The organism is Microvirga sp. CF3016 (assembly GCF_036314085.1).
In the GTDB taxonomy this organism is placed as follows: Bacteria; Pseudomonadota; Alphaproteobacteria; order Rhizobiales; family Beijerinckiaceae; genus Microvirga.
This window is the reverse complement of the sequence record NZ_JAYGGM010000015.1, coordinates 96,605-111,149: the sequence shown is the minus strand read 5'-3', so window position 1 is coordinate 111,149 and position 14,545 is coordinate 96,605. Positions and strand designations below refer to the sequence as shown.

The 14,545-nt window shown below is 63.9% G+C and carries 13 protein-coding genes; 9 read left to right on the top strand and 4 right to left on the bottom strand.

Annotation, left to right across the window (positions count from 1 at the left end; translation table 11 throughout):
* Positions 1-13 precede the first annotated feature (13 nt).
* Both puuE and uraH read right to left on the bottom strand, forming a co-directional pair.
* Positions 14-1,447: an allantoinase PuuE gene (puuE, locus tag VB672_RS20360; protein ID WP_329786058.1), complete on the bottom strand. Its 1,434-nt coding sequence runs from the start codon at positions 1,445-1,447 to the stop codon at positions 14-16.
* A gap of 11 nt (positions 1,448-1,458) precedes the next feature.
* Positions 1,459-1,812, bottom strand: coding sequence for a hydroxyisourate hydrolase (gene uraH, locus VB672_RS20355; protein WP_329786039.1), 354 nt, complete (start codon positions 1,810-1,812; stop codon positions 1,459-1,461).
* Positions 1,813-2,014: 202 nt separating this feature from the next.
* Here uraH and VB672_RS20350 point away from each other — a divergent pair, with 202 nt between their 5' ends.
* The 7 genes from VB672_RS20350 to ligD all read left to right on the top strand — a co-directional run bounded on the left by VB672_RS20350 (position 2,015) and on the right by ligD (position 10,900).
* Positions 2,015-3,241: a urate hydroxylase PuuD gene (locus VB672_RS20350; RefSeq protein ID WP_329786038.1), complete on the top strand. Its 1,227-nt coding sequence runs from the start codon at positions 2,015-2,017 to the stop codon at positions 3,239-3,241.
* 42 nt (positions 3,242-3,283) lie between these two features.
* A complete protein-coding gene (locus tag VB672_RS20345; RefSeq protein WP_329786037.1) occupies positions 3,284-3,718 on the top strand; it encodes a GlcG/HbpS family heme-binding protein in 435 nt (144 codons plus the stop codon).
* Between the two features lie 170 nt (positions 3,719-3,888).
* Positions 3,889-5,475, top strand: coding sequence for a peptide ABC transporter substrate-binding protein (locus VB672_RS20340; protein ID WP_329786036.1), 1,587 nt, complete (start codon positions 3,889-3,891; stop codon positions 5,473-5,475).
* An 80-nt stretch (positions 5,476-5,555) separates the two neighbouring features.
* Positions 5,556-6,476, top strand: a complete 921-nt coding sequence (locus tag VB672_RS20335) for an ABC transporter permease subunit (protein WP_329786035.1) — start codon at positions 5,556-5,558, stop codon at positions 6,474-6,476.
* Between the two features lie 8 nt (positions 6,477-6,484).
* Complete coding sequence (locus VB672_RS20330; protein WP_329786034.1) at positions 6,485-7,627, top strand: ABC transporter permease subunit; 1,143 nt, start codon at positions 6,485-6,487, stop codon at positions 7,625-7,627.
* Position 7,628: 1 nt separating this feature from the next.
* Positions 7,629-9,278 (top strand): ABC transporter ATP-binding protein, encoded by a 1,650-nt coding sequence (locus VB672_RS20325; protein WP_329786033.1) that lies wholly within the window; start codon positions 7,629-7,631, stop codon positions 9,276-9,278.
* Positions 9,279-9,319: 41 nt separating this feature from the next.
* Positions 9,320-10,900: a non-homologous end-joining DNA ligase gene (gene ligD / locus VB672_RS20320; protein WP_329786032.1), complete on the top strand. Its 1,581-nt coding sequence runs from the start codon at positions 9,320-9,322 to the stop codon at positions 10,898-10,900.
* A gap of 2 nt (positions 10,901-10,902) precedes the next feature.
* Here ligD and VB672_RS20315 read toward each other — a convergent pair whose 3' ends face one another.
* Complete coding sequence (locus tag VB672_RS20315; RefSeq protein ID WP_329786031.1) at positions 10,903-11,538, bottom strand: glutathione S-transferase family protein; 636 nt, start codon at positions 11,536-11,538, stop codon at positions 10,903-10,905.
* Between the two features lie 139 nt (positions 11,539-11,677).
* On the opposite strand from VB672_RS20315, the gene VB672_RS20310 reads away from it, so the two are divergent.
* Positions 11,678-12,502 (top strand): polyphosphate kinase 2 family protein, encoded by an 825-nt coding sequence (locus VB672_RS20310; RefSeq protein WP_329786030.1) that lies wholly within the window; start codon positions 11,678-11,680, stop codon positions 12,500-12,502.
* A 12-nt stretch (positions 12,503-12,514) separates the two neighbouring features.
* On the opposite strand, the gene VB672_RS20305 is transcribed toward VB672_RS20310, so the two are convergent.
* Positions 12,515-13,567: an ElyC/SanA/YdcF family protein gene (locus VB672_RS20305; RefSeq protein WP_329786029.1), complete on the bottom strand. Its 1,053-nt coding sequence runs from the start codon at positions 13,565-13,567 to the stop codon at positions 12,515-12,517.
* A gap of 141 nt (positions 13,568-13,708) precedes the next feature.
* On the opposite strand from VB672_RS20305, the gene VB672_RS20300 reads away from it, so the two are divergent.
* Positions 13,709-14,545 (top strand): universal stress protein, encoded by an 837-nt coding sequence (locus VB672_RS20300; protein ID WP_329786028.1) that lies wholly within the window; start codon positions 13,709-13,711, stop codon positions 14,543-14,545.

The following is a 14,545-nucleotide window of genomic DNA, read 5'->3' as shown; positions in this document are numbered from 1 at the left end:
CCGGGGGTTCCGATCAGGCCAAACTCGAAAAGACATCCGCCAGCGACGGCAGGCGATCCTTGAGCCGGAGCAGGGCGATCAGCTCGATCTGCACGATGGCGGTTTCGAATTCCACGTCCGTCTCATGATCCAGCCGCTCCTCGAAGGCGGCGAGGATCTCGTCCTTCGAGCGGCCCTTCACGGCCATGATGAACGGGAAGCCGAATTTCTGCCTGTAGGCCTCGTTCAGCTTCAGGAAGCGGTCGCGCTCCGCCTCCGTCAGGCTGTCGAGGCCGGCGGAGGATTGCTCGTTGCGGGAATCGGCCGTGAGATCGGCAAGCTTCAGGCGCCCGGCGAGATCCGGATGGGCATTGATCAGCGCCTGCTTCTGCTCGTGGGTCGCCTGCGAGAGGACGTGGACCATGGCCGCATGAAGTCCCTCGGCCGTGTCCTGCCCGGTGGTCAGCCCGGCGTCGAAGGTGCGCTCGGCGATCCAGGGCGAATGCTCGAAGATGTCGCCGAAAAGCTCGACGAACATCATCCGGCTCATGCGGCTGGGCTTCATGTCCGCCGGGCGGTGGTTCCGGATCCAGTGGCGCGCGATGTCGATCCGCCGGGCCACCCAGACATTCTCGTGGGACGTCACGTAATCCAGGAACCGGGCAAGCGCCGCAGCGCGCCCTGGGCGGCCGACGAGGCGGCAATGGAGGCCCACCGACATCATCTTCGGCGCCGTCTCGCCTTCCGCGTAGAGCGTGTCGAAGCTGTCCTTCAGATAGGCGAAGAACTGGTCGCCTGCATTGAACCCCTGCGGGGTGGCAAAGCGCATGTCGTTGGCGTCCAGCGTATAGGGCACGATCAGCTGCTGCCGGTCGCCATGCTGCTCCCAATAGGGCAGCTCATCCGCGTAGGAATCGGCGCTGTAGAGGAAGCCGCCCTCCTCCGCCACGAGACGGTTGGTGTGCTCCGAGGTGCGGCCCGTGTACCAGCCGAGGGGCCGCTCGCCCGTCACCTCGGTATGGATGCGGATCGCTTCCCTCATATGCGCCCGCTCCTCCTCGGCCGAGAAGTCTCGGTAGTCGATCCATTTAAGCCCGTGGCTGGCGATCTCCCAACCGGCCTCTTTCATGGCGGCAACGGCCTCCGGATTGCGCATGAGAGCCGTGGCGACGCCGTAAACGGTCACCGGCAGGCCGCGCTCGGTGAACAGGCGCCACAGACGCCAGAAGCCGGCGCGGGAACCGTATTCGTAGATCGACTCCATGCTCATGTGCCGCTGGCCGAGCCAAGGCTGCGCACCCACGATCTCCGACAGGAACGCCTCGGAAGCCCGGTCGCCGTGCAGGATGTTGTTCTCGCCGCCCTCTTCATAGTTGATCACGAACTGAACGCAGATCCGGGCTCCGTTCGGCCAGCGCGGATGCGGCGGGTTGCGGCCATAGCCGACGAGGTCGCGCGGATAGGAGATGTCGGGCAAGATCAGCTTCCTCGATAGGTGGAGTAGCTCCAGGGCGAGACGAGGAGCGGGACATGGTAATGGCCGTCGGGCTCCGCGATGGTGAAGCGGATCGGCACGACATCCAGGAACGGCGGATCGGCGGTCGCGGTGCCGAGGGAAGCGAAATAGGCGCCGACCTCGAAGACAAGCTCGTATGTTCCCGGACGGAACGCGCCGCCAATCATCAGGGGCGCATCCGTGCGTCCATCCGCATTCGTCGTCGTGCGGACGACGGAGCGGCGCTGCGTCCCCTCGACGGCGAAGAGTTCGATGGCGACACCCTTGGCGGGCTTGCCGTTGACGGTATCCAGTACGTGGGTGGACAGGCGTCCCATAAGGCCTCGCGGTCAGTGCAGTGTCCTTCGACGGGTGGAATCTTTCGGGACCACGTTCCGCCGTCAAGCGCATCCATAAGTCTAGTTGCACAAGTCCCGGGCATTCGCGACAGGGAAGCTGTTGAAAAAACGGCAGCATGGGCCTTCCGCCAAGGGGAGCCGGGCCCTAGGCTGTGACGTCCCCATCTGACCAAGTGGCTGCATGATCGACCCGCAAATTTCCGAATGGATCAGCCAGATCATCCGCTGGGTCCATGTGATTACGGCCATCGCCTGGATCGGCTCGTCGTTCTATTTCATCCATCTGGATCTCAGCCTCAAGAAGCGCGAGGGGCTGCCTGAAGGCGTCGGCGGCGAGGCGTGGCAGGTCCATGGCGGCGGGTTCTACAACATGCGCAAATATCTCGTCGCGCCGGCCGAACTGCCCAAGGAGCTGACCTGGTTCAAATGGGAGAGCTATTCCACCTGGATCAGCGGCTTCTTCCTCATCGTCTGGGTCTATTATCTCCACGCGGACCTCTACACCATCGACCCAGCCGTGCGCGCCTTGGAGCCCTGGCAGGCACCCGCCATCGGGATCGGTGGCATCGCCGCGAGCTGGCTGGTCTATGAGGGGCTCTGCCGTTCGCCGCTGGGCAAGAACGGTTTCGTCCTCGGCGTCGCGCTTTTCGTCTACATCCTGCTGGCAGCCTTCGCCTTCACCCAGGTCTTCAATGGCCGAGCGGCCTTCCTCCATACGGGCGCGATGATCGCCACCTGGATGTCGGCGAGCGTCTTCTTCATCATCATCCCGAACCAGAAGAAGGTGGTGGCCGAGCTCCTGGCGGGCCGCTCGCCCGACCCGAAGCTCGGCAAGGAAGCCAAGCTGCGCTCGACGCACAACAACTACCTGACGCTGCCCGTCATCTTCCTGATGCTGTCGAACCATTATCCGCTGGCCTGGTCGTCGCGCTACGCGGTCGCCATCATCGGGCTGATCGTGATCGCGGGAGCCGTGATCCGGCACTTCTTCAACTCGCAGCATGCGGGCAAGGGCTCGCCCTGGTGGACCTGGGCCGTGGCCGCCCTTTGCATCTGGGCCGCGATCTGGCTGTCGATCCTCGGCAAGCCGGGGAACGCCAACTTGGCGTCCGCCCCTGCGGATGCGACGCCCGCAGCCGTTACGGCATCCTTCGACGAGGCCGTGCTGGCGATCCAGTCCCGCTGCTCGATGTGCCATGCGACCGAACCCGTCTGGGACGGCATCGTCACGGCCCCGAAGGGCGTGCGCCTCGACACGCCGGAGGAGATTGCCCGCCACGCGGAGATCATCCGCATCCAGAGCGTGCTGACCCACGCCATGCCGCCCAACAACATCACCGAGATGACCCTGGACGAGCGCAAGGCCGTGGCAACGTGGCTCGCGGCCAGGGAAACGGCTACGCGTTAAGGGCACGGCGCCTACCCAACAACGACAGCAACGGAGGATCGAGTGACCGAACTCACCCTGGAGACGGCCCAGACAATTGCCACCGCCGCCCTCAAGACCGCGCGGGAAAAATCCTTCAAGCCGCTTTCCGTCGTCGTCTACGACGCTCGGGGCGCCCTCAAGGCTCTCCTGTCGGAAGACGGCACCAGCCTCAAGCGGGCCGAGATCGCCATGGGCAAGGCCTATGGCGCCCTGGCGCTCGGAGCCGGCTCGCGGGCCCTGCACAAGATGGCGACCGACCGCCCCTATTTCGTCGCCTCGGCGACCCACGCGGTGGGCGGGCAGCTCGTACCGGTTCCGGGCGGAGTCCTGATCAAGGACGCCCAGGGGCGGATCTTGGGTTCGGTGGGCGTCTCCGGCGACACCTCGGACAATGACGAAATCGCCGCTGCAGGCGGCATCGAGGCCGCAGGATTGGTGTTCGACACCGGTGCCTGACGCTAGGTCAAACGGACAACCGTTTGTTATTCCAGGAATTTCTTAATTTTTTGGATAGTACTGGACATAAACAGTTGATTGATCAACAAATAGGGCAAGGTTACTGCCCTACCGGCTCTGACCGAGACATTCAAAGACCCTAAGAGAAAATCAGAAAGGGAACGCGTCCGATGTCATCATGGATCAAACGCACGGCTCTCGCCGCCGTCGCCACGGCCGCCCTCATGGGCGCCGCGTCGGCTGAAGTCGTCTACAACCGCGCCAATTCGGGCGAGCCCGAGACGCTCGACACCCACAAGACCTCGACGGTGCAGGAATTCCACATCCTCCAGGACATGCTCGAAGGACTTGTCGCCTATGACATGAAGGCCAAGGCCGTTCCCGGTCAGGCGGAGAAGTGGGAGGTCAGCGACGATGGCAGGACCTATCGCTTTACGCTTCGTAGTGGTCTGAAGTGGTCGAACGGCGATCCTGTGACGGCTGAGGACTTCGTCTATTCTTATCGCCGCATCATGGATCCGGCGACGGGCGCGAAGTACGCCAACATCCTCTACCCCATCAAGAACGCCGAGAAGATCAACAAGGGCCAGGCGAAGGTCGAGGAGCTCGGCGTCAAGGCGGTCGACCCGAAGACCGTCGAGATCACCCTCGAGCAGCCGACCCCCTACTTCATCGAGCTCCTCACCCACCAGACCAGCCTGCCCGTTCACAGGGCTTCGGTGGAGAAGTTCGGCAAGGACTACGTGAAGCCGGGCAACATGGTGACGAACGGCGCCTACAAGCTCGCCGAGTTCGTGCCGAACTCGCACATCAAGCTCGTCAAGAACGAGAACTACCGCGACGCCAAGAACGTCCAGATTGAAACGGTCAACTACTTCCCCACCCCGGACTTCGCCGCCATGGTGCGCCGTTACGAGGCCGGCGAGCTCGACACGACGGACGACGTTCCGGCCGACCAGATGAAGTCGCTCAAGGAGCGCTTCAAGGATCAGGTCCACGTCGGCCCTTGGATGGGTGGCTGGTACATGGTCGTGAACTCCTCCAAGGCTCCGTTCAATGACGTGCGCGTGCGCCAAGCCCTCTCGATGGCCCTCGACCGCGAGTTCATCGCGGATCAGATCTGGGGCCAGACCATGCTGCCCGCCTATTCCTTCATCCCCCCGGGCGTCGGCAACTACGGGGAGCCCGCCTATGTGGACTACAAGGATACCTCACCCATCGATCGTGAGGAAAAGGCCAAGGCCCTCCTGAAGGAAGCCGGGTTCGGCGAAGGCAAGCCGCTGAAGCTCGAAATCCGCTACAACACGACCGACAACAACCGCAACACGGTCATCGCCATTGCCGACCAGTGGAAGCAGATCGGCGTCGAAACGACCTTCATCAACACGGACGGCAAGACCCACTTCGCCCATCTGCGTGACGGCGGCGACTTCGACATCGCCCGCTACGGCTGGATCGCAGACTTCTCCGATCCGGACAACTTCCTGTTCCTCCTCCGGAGCGACAACAAGGGCTTCAACTACGGCAAGTACAACAATCCGGAGTTCGACAGCCTGCTCCGGCAGGGCGCCGCCGAGATGGATCTGAAGAAGCGTGCCGACATCATGAAGAAGGCTGAGACCATCCTCATGAAGGACATTCCCTGGATCCCGATCATGTACTACGGCAAGAGCCACCTGATCTCACCGAAGATCAAGGGCTTCGAGCACAATACGCGCGGCATCTATCCGACGCGGTTCCTCTCGAAGGTCCAGTAAAAATATTTCTTCCTAGGGGCGGTCTGCTCGTCAGGCCGCCCTATTGTATTTCTGTTATGCTGTAGCAGGAGGAGCTTTCCATGCTCTCCTTCATCTTCCGCCGTTTCTTGTCGGCCATCCCTACTCTTTTCATCATCATTACGCTCTCGTTCTTCCTGATCCGGCTCGCTCCCGGCGGACCGTTCGATCTGGAGCGGCCTCTCGAGGCCAAGGTGATGGAAAACCTCAACCGGATCTATCAGCTCGACAAGCCGCTCTTCGAGCAGTACCTGCTCTATCTGGGCGCGGTCGTGCGGGGCGATTTCGGCCCCTCCTTCATCCTGCGCGACTTCTCCGTGGCCGAGCTCTTCGCCCGAGGCCTGCCCATCTCGATGACACTCGGGGCTCTGGCTCTCTCATTCGCCATCATCGTGGGCGGCACCCTGGGCTCCATCGCGGCTCTGCGCCAGAACAGCACCATCGACTATCTCGTCACCGGCATGGGCGCCCTCGGTCTGACGATCCCGAATTTCGTCGTTGCACCCATTTTCCAGATCGTCTTCGGCCTCGCCCTGGCTTGGCTGCCGGTGGCCGGCTGGGCCAACGGCAATCTCCGTAATCTCGTCATGCCGGTCCTCGTGCTGTCCCTGCCGCAGATCGCGGTCGTCGCACGCATGACCCGCGCGGCCATGATCGAGAACCTGCGCTCCAACCACATCCGCACCCTGCGTTCGCTCGGTCTGCCCACGCGGGTGATCGTGGCCCATGCCCTGCGCGGCGCGGCCCTGCCCGTGGTGTCCTATCTCGGGCCCGCGGCGGCAGCCCTGCTCACCGGCTCCGTGGTAGTGGAGACCATCTTCGGCCTGCCGGGGATCGGACGCTACTTCGTCGAAGGCGCGCTCAACCGCGACTACACCCTCGTCATGGGCACGGTCGTGGTGGTGGCGATCTTCGTTCTGCTCTTCAACCTCGTGGTCGATATTCTCTACGCCCTTATCGATCCGCGCATTCGCTACGAGTGAGATCTCCCATGGCTGAAGGCGCCGTTCTTCCCGTCGAGACCATGACGGGTCCCATCACCGGACGCTCCCTTTGGGCCGAGGCTCGCGGGCGTCTCATCCGCAACCGCGCGGCCCTGACCAGCATCATCGTGCTGAGCTTCATTGCGCTCGCCTGCATCTTCGGGCCGTTCTTCACCGGTCATCCCTTCGACCGGGTCTATCCGGATTACGTGAAGGTGCCGGCAAGCATCGAGGCCTATCCGAAGGCCGATCAGATCGAGCCGAACATCGAGCGCATCGGCGCCCGCGTCCGGGCTAAGGCCGAAAACATCACGATCGACAACGACGTCGTCCGCATGACGCTCGTGAGCTCCAGCTCGCGGCCGATCGACGAGCGGTTGCTGGCCTATTTCGAGCGCTCCGACCTGTTTGGTCCCGCCAAGGTCGTCGAGAAGCAGCAGGAGGGTCAGCGGCTCGTCGTCGACGTGCCTCTGAAGCGGCAGCATTTCCTCTTCGGCACGGACACCAACGGGCGCGATCTTCTCACCCGCACCATGAGGGCAGGCCAGGTCTCGCTCGCCATCGGGCTGCTCGCCACCTTCGTGGCGATCCTGATCGGCGTGATCTACGGCGCCACATCGGGCTATCTCGGGGGACGCGTCGATCTGGTGATGATGCGCGTCGTCGACATCCTCTATTCGCTGCCCTTCATCTTCTTCGTCATCATGCTGGTCGTGTTCTTCGGCCGCAACTTCGTGCTCATGTTCATCGCGGTCGGCGCGGTGGAATGGCTCGACATGGCCCGCATCGTCCGCGGCCAGACGCTCTCCATCAAGCGCCAGGAATACGTCCAAGCCGCCGAGGCCCTGGGTGTAGAGACGAAGGGCATCATCCGCCGTCACGTGATCCCCAACACGCTGGGACCGGTGGTCGTCTACATGACGCTTCTCGTGCCGAAGGTGATCCTGCTCGAGAGCTTCCTGTCCTTCCTCGGCCTCGGCGTCCAGGAGCCCAACACAAGCCTCGGCGTTCTGATTTCCGAGGGCGCTAAGAACATCCAGGGCGCCACCTGGATGCTGATCTATCCCTCCATCACGCTTGTCGCGATTCTTTTCTGCCTGAACTTCATCGGCGACGGCTTGCGCGATGCTCTCGACCCGAAGGATCGCTGACATGAAGGACGCCAATATGGCCGAACCCGTTCTTTCCGTCCGCAACCTTCACGTCCGCTTCCGTACCGGCGACGGCATTCTCCATGCGGTGAAGGGCATCGACCTCGACATCAACCCGGGCGAGACCGTGGCCATCGTGGGCGAGTCCGGGTCGGGCAAGAGCCAGACCATGATGTCCGTCATGGGGCTGCTCGCCTCGAACGGCTGGGCCGAGGGCTCGGTCAAGTATCGCGGCGAGGAGCTGGTGGGCCTCTCCCCCGACAGGCTCAACCACTACCGCGGCTCCAAGCTCACCATGATCTTCCAGGAGCCGATGACTTCGCTGGACCCGCTCTACCGGATCGGCGATCAGCTCAGCCTCCCGCTCATCACCCATGGCGGCCTGAGCAAGGCCGCTGCCCGCAAGCGCGCCATCGAGCTTTTGGAGCTCGTCCGCATCCCGGACCCGGCCCGGCGCATCGACGCCTATCCGCACGAGATGTCCGGCGGCCAGCGCCAGCGGGTTATGATCGCCATGGCGCTCGCCAACAATCCGGACGTGCTGATCGCCGACGAGCCGACCACCGCTCTCGACGTGACCGTCCAAGCGCGCATCCTAGAGCTTCTCGCGGACCTGCAGAAGCGGCTCGGCATGTCGATCGTGTTCATCACACACGACCTCGGCGTCGTGCGCCGCTTCGCCGACCGCACCTACGTGATGAAGCGCGGCGAGGTGGTCGAAAGCGGCGACACCGACGCGATCTTCGCAGCGCCCAAGCACCCGTATACGCAAATGCTCATCGATGCCGAGCCGACGGGCCGCAAGGAGCCCGTCGCGTCCACGGCTCCCATGGTGATCGATGCGCGAAACATCGCGGTTCAATTCACGCTCGAGAAAAGCTTTTTCGGCAAGGCCACCCATGTGCTCAAAGCCGTCGACGATGTGAGCCTCAGGGTTCGCGCCGGCGAGACGGTGGGCGTCGTGGGCGAATCCGGCTCGGGCAAGTCGACGCTCGGCCGCGCCATCCTGCGCCTGCAACCCGCTTCGGGCATGGTGCGGTTCGAGGACCGCAACCTCATGCCCCTCGACCGGGGCGGCATGAGGCCGTTGCGGCGCCATCTCCAGCTCGTCTTCCAGGATCCGTTCGGCTCCCTCTCGCCGCGCATGACGGCGGGCGAGATCGTGACCGAGGGCCTCCTCGTCCACGAGCCCAGCATCTCGCGCAAGGAGCGCGACCGGCGCGCCTCACAGGCGTTCGAGGAGGTGCAGCTCGATCCGGCCTGGCGCAACCGCTTCCCGCACGAGTTCTCCGGCGGCCAGCGGCAGCGCATCGCCATCGCCCGCGCCATGATCCTGCATCCGAAGCTCGTGGTCCTCGACGAGCCGACCTCGGCGCTCGACCGCTCGGTCCAGAAGGAGATCGTCGAGCTCTTGCGCAGCCTGCAGAAGGCCCACGGCCTCGCCTACGTCTTCATCAGCCACGACCTTGCAGTCGTGCGCGCCCTCTCGGACGAGATCATGGTGATGAAGAGCGGCAAGGTGGTGGAACGCGGAACCGCGGAGGAGATCTTCGACCGGCCGCAGGAGGAGTACACCCGCGACCTGATCGCGGCCGCCTTCCTGACCGAGCGCAGCACGGCCGAGCCGGCCACTCAGCCTCTGGCGTCCTGAGACGGGAACCAGATTGCCGGGCGCGGATTTGACTCCGCGCCATGGCAAAGCTCGCAGCCTACCGCGCCAAGCGCGACTTCACGAAAACATCCGAGCCGGCGGGGAAAGCCTCCCGCCGGCGGGGCGCCTCCTTCGTCGTCCAGAAACACGACGCCTCCCGCCTGCATTACGATTTCCGTCTGGAGCTCGACGGCGTTCTCAAAAGCTGGGCGGTGGCCAAGGGTCCGAGCCTCGTCAAGGGCGAGAAGCGCCTTGCGGTTCATGTCGAGGATCACCCTCTCGGTTACGGCGATTTCGAAGGCACCATCCCCGAAGGCCAATATGGCGGCGGGACCGTTCTGCTCTGGGATCGCGGAACCTGGGAGCCGGAAGGCGATCCTCACGAGGGTTACGAGAAGGGCCGCCTCACTTTCCGCCTCGAGGGCGAGAAGCTGCAGGGGACATGGCATCTCGTCCGCATGGCCAAGCGCCCGCGCGAACGCCAGGAATCCTGGCTCCTGATCAAAGCCGACGACGGCTATGCGCGCGGTGAGGACGATCCGGATATTCTCGACGAGGCGCCCCTGTCCGTGAAAACAGGTCGCACGCTCGAGGAGATTGCTCCAGGTGGGGCGGCGAAAACTCCCGCGAAACGAAAAGCTCCTGCAAAGAAAGCCGCATCTTCGAAATCGGAGAAGCCTGCCAAGCGGGTCGCTTCGAAGTCCAAGATATCCGATGATGCGACAGCCGAAGTCGCCGGCGTGCCACTCACCCATCCGGACCGCGTGCTGTGGGAGGATCAGGGGCTCACCAAGAAGGAGCTGGCCACGTTCTATGCCGGCATCTCCGATTGGCTGCTGCCGCATCTGGTCAACCGTCCTCTCACGCTCGTCCGTTGCCCCGGCGGTGCGGAGAAGAAGTGCTTCGTCCAGCGTCATTCCTGGGCCGGCATGAGCGCCTTTATCCAAGCGGACATGGTGAAGGATGGAACGGGCAAGCAGGAGGTCCTGACCGTTCGGGACATTCAGGGCGTCGTTTCCCTCGTCCAAGCAGGCGTACTGGAGATGCATGTTTGGGGTGCGACCCTGGCCGACTTGGAACGGCCCGATCGTCTCATCTTCGATTTCGATCCCGGCGAAGGCGTGGAATGGCCGCGCGTGATCGAAGGGGCTATTGCCGTCCGCGAACGCCTGAAGGTGCTGGGCCTCGAAAGCTTCGTGAAGACGACAGGCGGCAAGGGCCTGCACGTGGTCGTGCCACTCAGGCCGAAAGCGCCATGGAAGGACGCCCTCGCCTTTACGCGGGAAATCGCCGAAGCCATGGCGGCCGACGAGCCGGATCGCTACACCACTACCTCCGTCAAGCAGGAGCGCGAGGGGCGAATCTTCATCGATTACCTGCGCAACAACCGCGAGGCATCGGCCGTTGCACCCTACTCGACCCGCTCGCGGCCCGGCGCTCCCGTAGCCACGCCGGTGGCCTGGGAGGAGTTGTCGCCTGATCTCAGGCCGAACGGCTTCACCGTCGCGAACCTGAGCAAGCGTCTCGCCTCGCTCAAGCAGGATCCCTGGGCAGGGATGAGCAAGGTCGACCAGGTGCTGCCGGAACGCGCACGGACGAAGCGGGCCTCACGGCAGAAATAGCCTCAGAAGATCGGGGCCTTGATCCCTTCCACCTCAAGGGTTTTCTGAACGGCCGGCCGCGCCAGCACGCGCTCTGCGAGAGCGTTCAGGTTCGGGATGCTGCGAGGCGGCCGCGGCAGGCCACGGCCCCAGCGGATCAGCATGAACAGGAAGAGGTCTGCCGCAGAGAAGCGCTCGCCGAGAAGCCATGTCTTGTCCCCGAGCTGCGCGGAGATCACGTCGAACATGCGGTTGAGGCGCTCGCTGGCCGCCTGCTTGACGGCCGGTGCGGCAGCCTCGTCGGTCACGTGCTCGTGCGGATAGAACCAAGCGCGATACTCCACCTGCGGCGTGTTCGTGAGGTGGATGATCCATTTGTAGAACTCGGCCCGCTCGGCGGTTCCGGAGGCGGGCGCAAGGCCCGATTCCGGGAACCTGTCGGCCAGATGCAGGACGATGGCGGCCGTCTCGAACAGGACCAGGTCGCCGTCGATCAGCACGGGGATGCGTCCGCTCGGGTTCAGCCTGAGGTATTCCGGGCTTTTCTGGGCGTTCTGCCCCCTGTCCACGAGGCGCAGCTCGAACTCGGCGCCGATTTCCCGCAGCATCATGTGCGGCAGCAGGCTGGCATTGCCGGGATAGTAGTAGAGTGAAAGCATCGTGGCAGCCCCTTCCATCTTGACTGGCAGAACTCTGGTACGTCCTGCCCGCAATCCCGTAAAGAGTGCGCCGGCTTCGATCCCAGCCTTCCTTTCCAGTTGTCATGCCCTATCGTCCTGGAGACATGGAGGATTGCGGATGACGGATCAGGAACGGACCTTGAGGGAAAAGCTCCGGATCAAACCCGGCGAGACGATCCGGCTGAAGGACCGCAGCCCGCGGGACAAGTCGCTCTTCGGCGACGAGCAGCAGACGAAGGCCGCCACGGCCGCTCTGGCGAAGGAGATCGATACCCTGCAGGATCGGCTCTACGCGGAAGGCTCCCGCGCCCTTCTGGTGGTCCTCCAGGGCACGGACACGTCGGGCAAGGACGGCACCATCCGCGGCGTCTTCAACGCGACCGGACCTCTTGGGGTCACGGTCCATGCGTTCGGCCCGCCCTCGCGGCTCGAACTGGAGCACGATTATCTCTGGCGCGTGCATGCCGCCTGCCCCCGGCGCGGCACCATCGGCATTTTCAACCGCTCCCATTACGAGGACGTTCTCGTCGGCAAGGTGCGCAAGCTCGCGCCCGAGAAGGTCATCGAGCAGCGCTACGAGCAGATCAACGCATTTGAGAAGATGCTCGTGGAGACCGGCACGACCATCCTCAAGTTCATGCTGCACATCTCGAAAGATGAGCAGAAGGAGAGGCTTCAGGAACGCCTCGCCGATCCGGCGAAGCACTGGAAGTTCAACCCGGGCGACCTGGAGGATCGGGAGCACTGGGACGACTACCAGGAAGCCTACGAGATCATGCTCCACCGCTGCTCGACCCAATGGGCGCCCTGGCACGTCATACCTGCCGACCGGAAATGGGTTCGCAATGCGGCCATCGCGACCATCGTCAAGGCCACCCTCGAGGAGATGGACCCGCAATATCCGAAAGTCTCCTGGAACCCAGGAGACTTCAAGGTCGAATAGCGAACGCCCGATCTACTGCTGGATGCCCGGATAGGCCCACAGCCCAGAGACGCGCATCAGGTCGCGGTAGATCACCATCCTCTCGTCCTTGGAGACTTTCGCGGCCTCCTCGATGGACGGCGCGTCGAGGGCGACGATCGGGAGGATCGGCGCGCTGATGTCGTATTGCCGAAAGGCGTCCTCGAGGAGCGTGCGGGCCCGGCGCATGTGGCTGGAGCTCGTCACCAGGATGACTGAATCGGCCGTGTGGCGTTTCAGGAGATTGGCGACGTTCAGCACGTTGCCGACCGTGTCCTTCGACTTGTCCTCGATCAGGATGCGGTCCCGGTCGATGCCCTTCTCCACGAGCCACTTGGTCATGACGTCGCCCTCGGTGACGCCTGCCTGGGGCTGTCCGCCGGTGACCATGATCCGGGCCGTCGGGTTGGCGTTCGCGGCCTTCAAGGCCACGTCCAGGCGGTCAAGAAGCGGCTTTTCCGCCGTGCCGTCCTTGGCCAGGGCATAGCCGAGGGCGACAATCATCACGCGGCCCGGAACAGTCGGCACGTCCACATTCGGGCGCTCCGCCATGATGGCCTCGGCATGGGCAAAACGCCGGCGATAGGCTTCCGCGCGCTCGCGGTCGAGGGCCGCCAGAGCCTGGTCCGTCAGCGCGGCCTCATCGGCCTTGCCCTCGATGCGGGCGAGCGCTGCGAGCCAGGCTTGGGCGTCGAAAGACGACGGGTTCTTGGCCAGGATGTCCTCGTAGGTCGCGCGGGCCCCGGCAAGGTTCTTCTGCAGGATCTGCGACGAGGCGACGGCGAAGCGAAAATCGAGGCGCTCCGGCGCGAGCGACGAGGCTTCCGCGAAGGCCTTTTCCACCACGTCGTAGCGGCCGTGCAGGGTGATGCCCTTGAAGACCTCGGCTTCCGCCTTCTTCACGTCCCCGCCGGACCAGTAATACTGCATGCCGGTATCCACGAGCGTCTTGATCCGGCTCGTGTTGCCCGGATCGAAAGCATGGGCGGTGACCGACACGGACAAAGCGAGCAAAGTGGCTGCGCTGATGAGTGCGAACTTACGCATGGCGAAGGGCTCCTTGATGTGGCCGGGCATTCAAAGCTGGAGCCGACGACAATCCGATGTCAAACTCAAACCCATCCACAGCCCGGGGTGAACTTTCGGATGGTCTTGCCGAGCCGAGGTTTAAGCGCGACAATAATCCTCATGAAGAGCATTCTCGTCCCGATTGAAGATCACGGCATCGTCGAGCCTCAGCTGCAGGCAGCCCTGCAGCTCGGCCGGATGTTCGACAGCTATATCGAGGGGATCGCGATCACCCCCGATTATCCGGTCGTCCTGCCGGTGGATATCGCTATCGGCGTGCCCTCCCCGATCACCCCGGAGAACCGCCTCGAAATGGCCCGCGCCTGCCGCGAGCGCTTCGAAGCCTTCATGACGACGCAGCAGATCGCCCGCGCATCGGCGGGGCTTCCCGGGCTGAGTTCGGGCTGGCGGCAGGATGGCCTGATGGAGGACGCCTTCCTCGGCGCCTACGGCCGGGTGTTCGATCTCGTCGTGGTCGGCCGACCGGACGGGTCGAACGGTCAGACCCGCCTTTCCACCGTGGAGGCGGCCCTGTTCGAGACCGGGCGCCCCGTTCTCATCGCGCCGCCGACCGCGCCCCGGACCTTCGCCGAAACCGCCGTGATTGCCTGGAACCGGAGCACCGAGACTGCCCGGGCTGTCCTGGGATCGATGCCCCTGCTCAAGAAGGCCCGGCGCATAATCGTGCTCGAACTCGAAGACTGGGGCGTTCCCGGCCCGTCCGGATCGGAGCTCGCCAGGCACCTGCGGATGCACGACCTGCCTGCAGAAGCCGTCACGGCGGCTGATCCTTCGAACAGGCCGGGCGAGACCATCCTGTCCGAGGCCGCCGCTCTCGGCTGCGACCTTCTCGTGAAGGGAGCCTACACCCAGAGCCGTCTGAGACAGATGTTCTTCGGCGGCGCGACCAGCCATATCCTGAGCAACACGTCGATGCCCGTTCTGATGGCTCACTGA

Excerpts from the sequence above, each read along its gene's own strand:
- VB672_RS20330 (WP_329786034.1), top strand. The coding sequence starts at position 6,485 with ATGGCTGAAGGCGCCGTTCTTCCCGTCGAGACCATGACGGGTCCCATC.
- VB672_RS20305 (WP_329786029.1), bottom strand. The coding sequence starts at position 13,567 with ATGCGTAAGTTCGCACTCATCAGCGCAGCCACTTTGCTCGCTTTGTCC.
- VB672_RS20335 (WP_329786035.1), top strand. The coding sequence starts at position 5,556 with ATGCTCTCCTTCATCTTCCGCCGTTTCTTGTCGGCCATCCCTACTCTT.
- VB672_RS20300 (WP_329786028.1), top strand. The coding sequence starts at position 13,709 with ATGAAGAGCATTCTCGTCCCGATTGAAGATCACGGCATCGTCGAGCCT.
- VB672_RS20340 (WP_329786036.1), top strand. The coding sequence starts at position 3,889 with ATGTCATCATGGATCAAACGCACGGCTCTCGCCGCCGTCGCCACGGCC.
- ligD (WP_329786032.1), top strand. The coding sequence starts at position 9,320 with ATGGCAAAGCTCGCAGCCTACCGCGCCAAGCGCGACTTCACGAAAACA.
- VB672_RS20325 (WP_329786033.1), top strand. The coding sequence starts at position 7,629 with ATGAAGGACGCCAATATGGCCGAACCCGTTCTTTCCGTCCGCAACCTT.
- VB672_RS20315 (WP_329786031.1), bottom strand. The coding sequence starts at position 11,538 with ATGCTTTCACTCTACTACTATCCCGGCAATGCCAGCCTGCTGCCGCAC.
- VB672_RS20350 (WP_329786038.1), top strand. The coding sequence starts at position 2,015 with ATGATCGACCCGCAAATTTCCGAATGGATCAGCCAGATCATCCGCTGG.
- VB672_RS20310 (WP_329786030.1), top strand. The coding sequence starts at position 11,678 with ATGACGGATCAGGAACGGACCTTGAGGGAAAAGCTCCGGATCAAACCC.
- uraH (WP_329786039.1), bottom strand. The coding sequence starts at position 1,812 with ATGGGACGCCTGTCCACCCACGTACTGGATACCGTCAACGGCAAGCCC.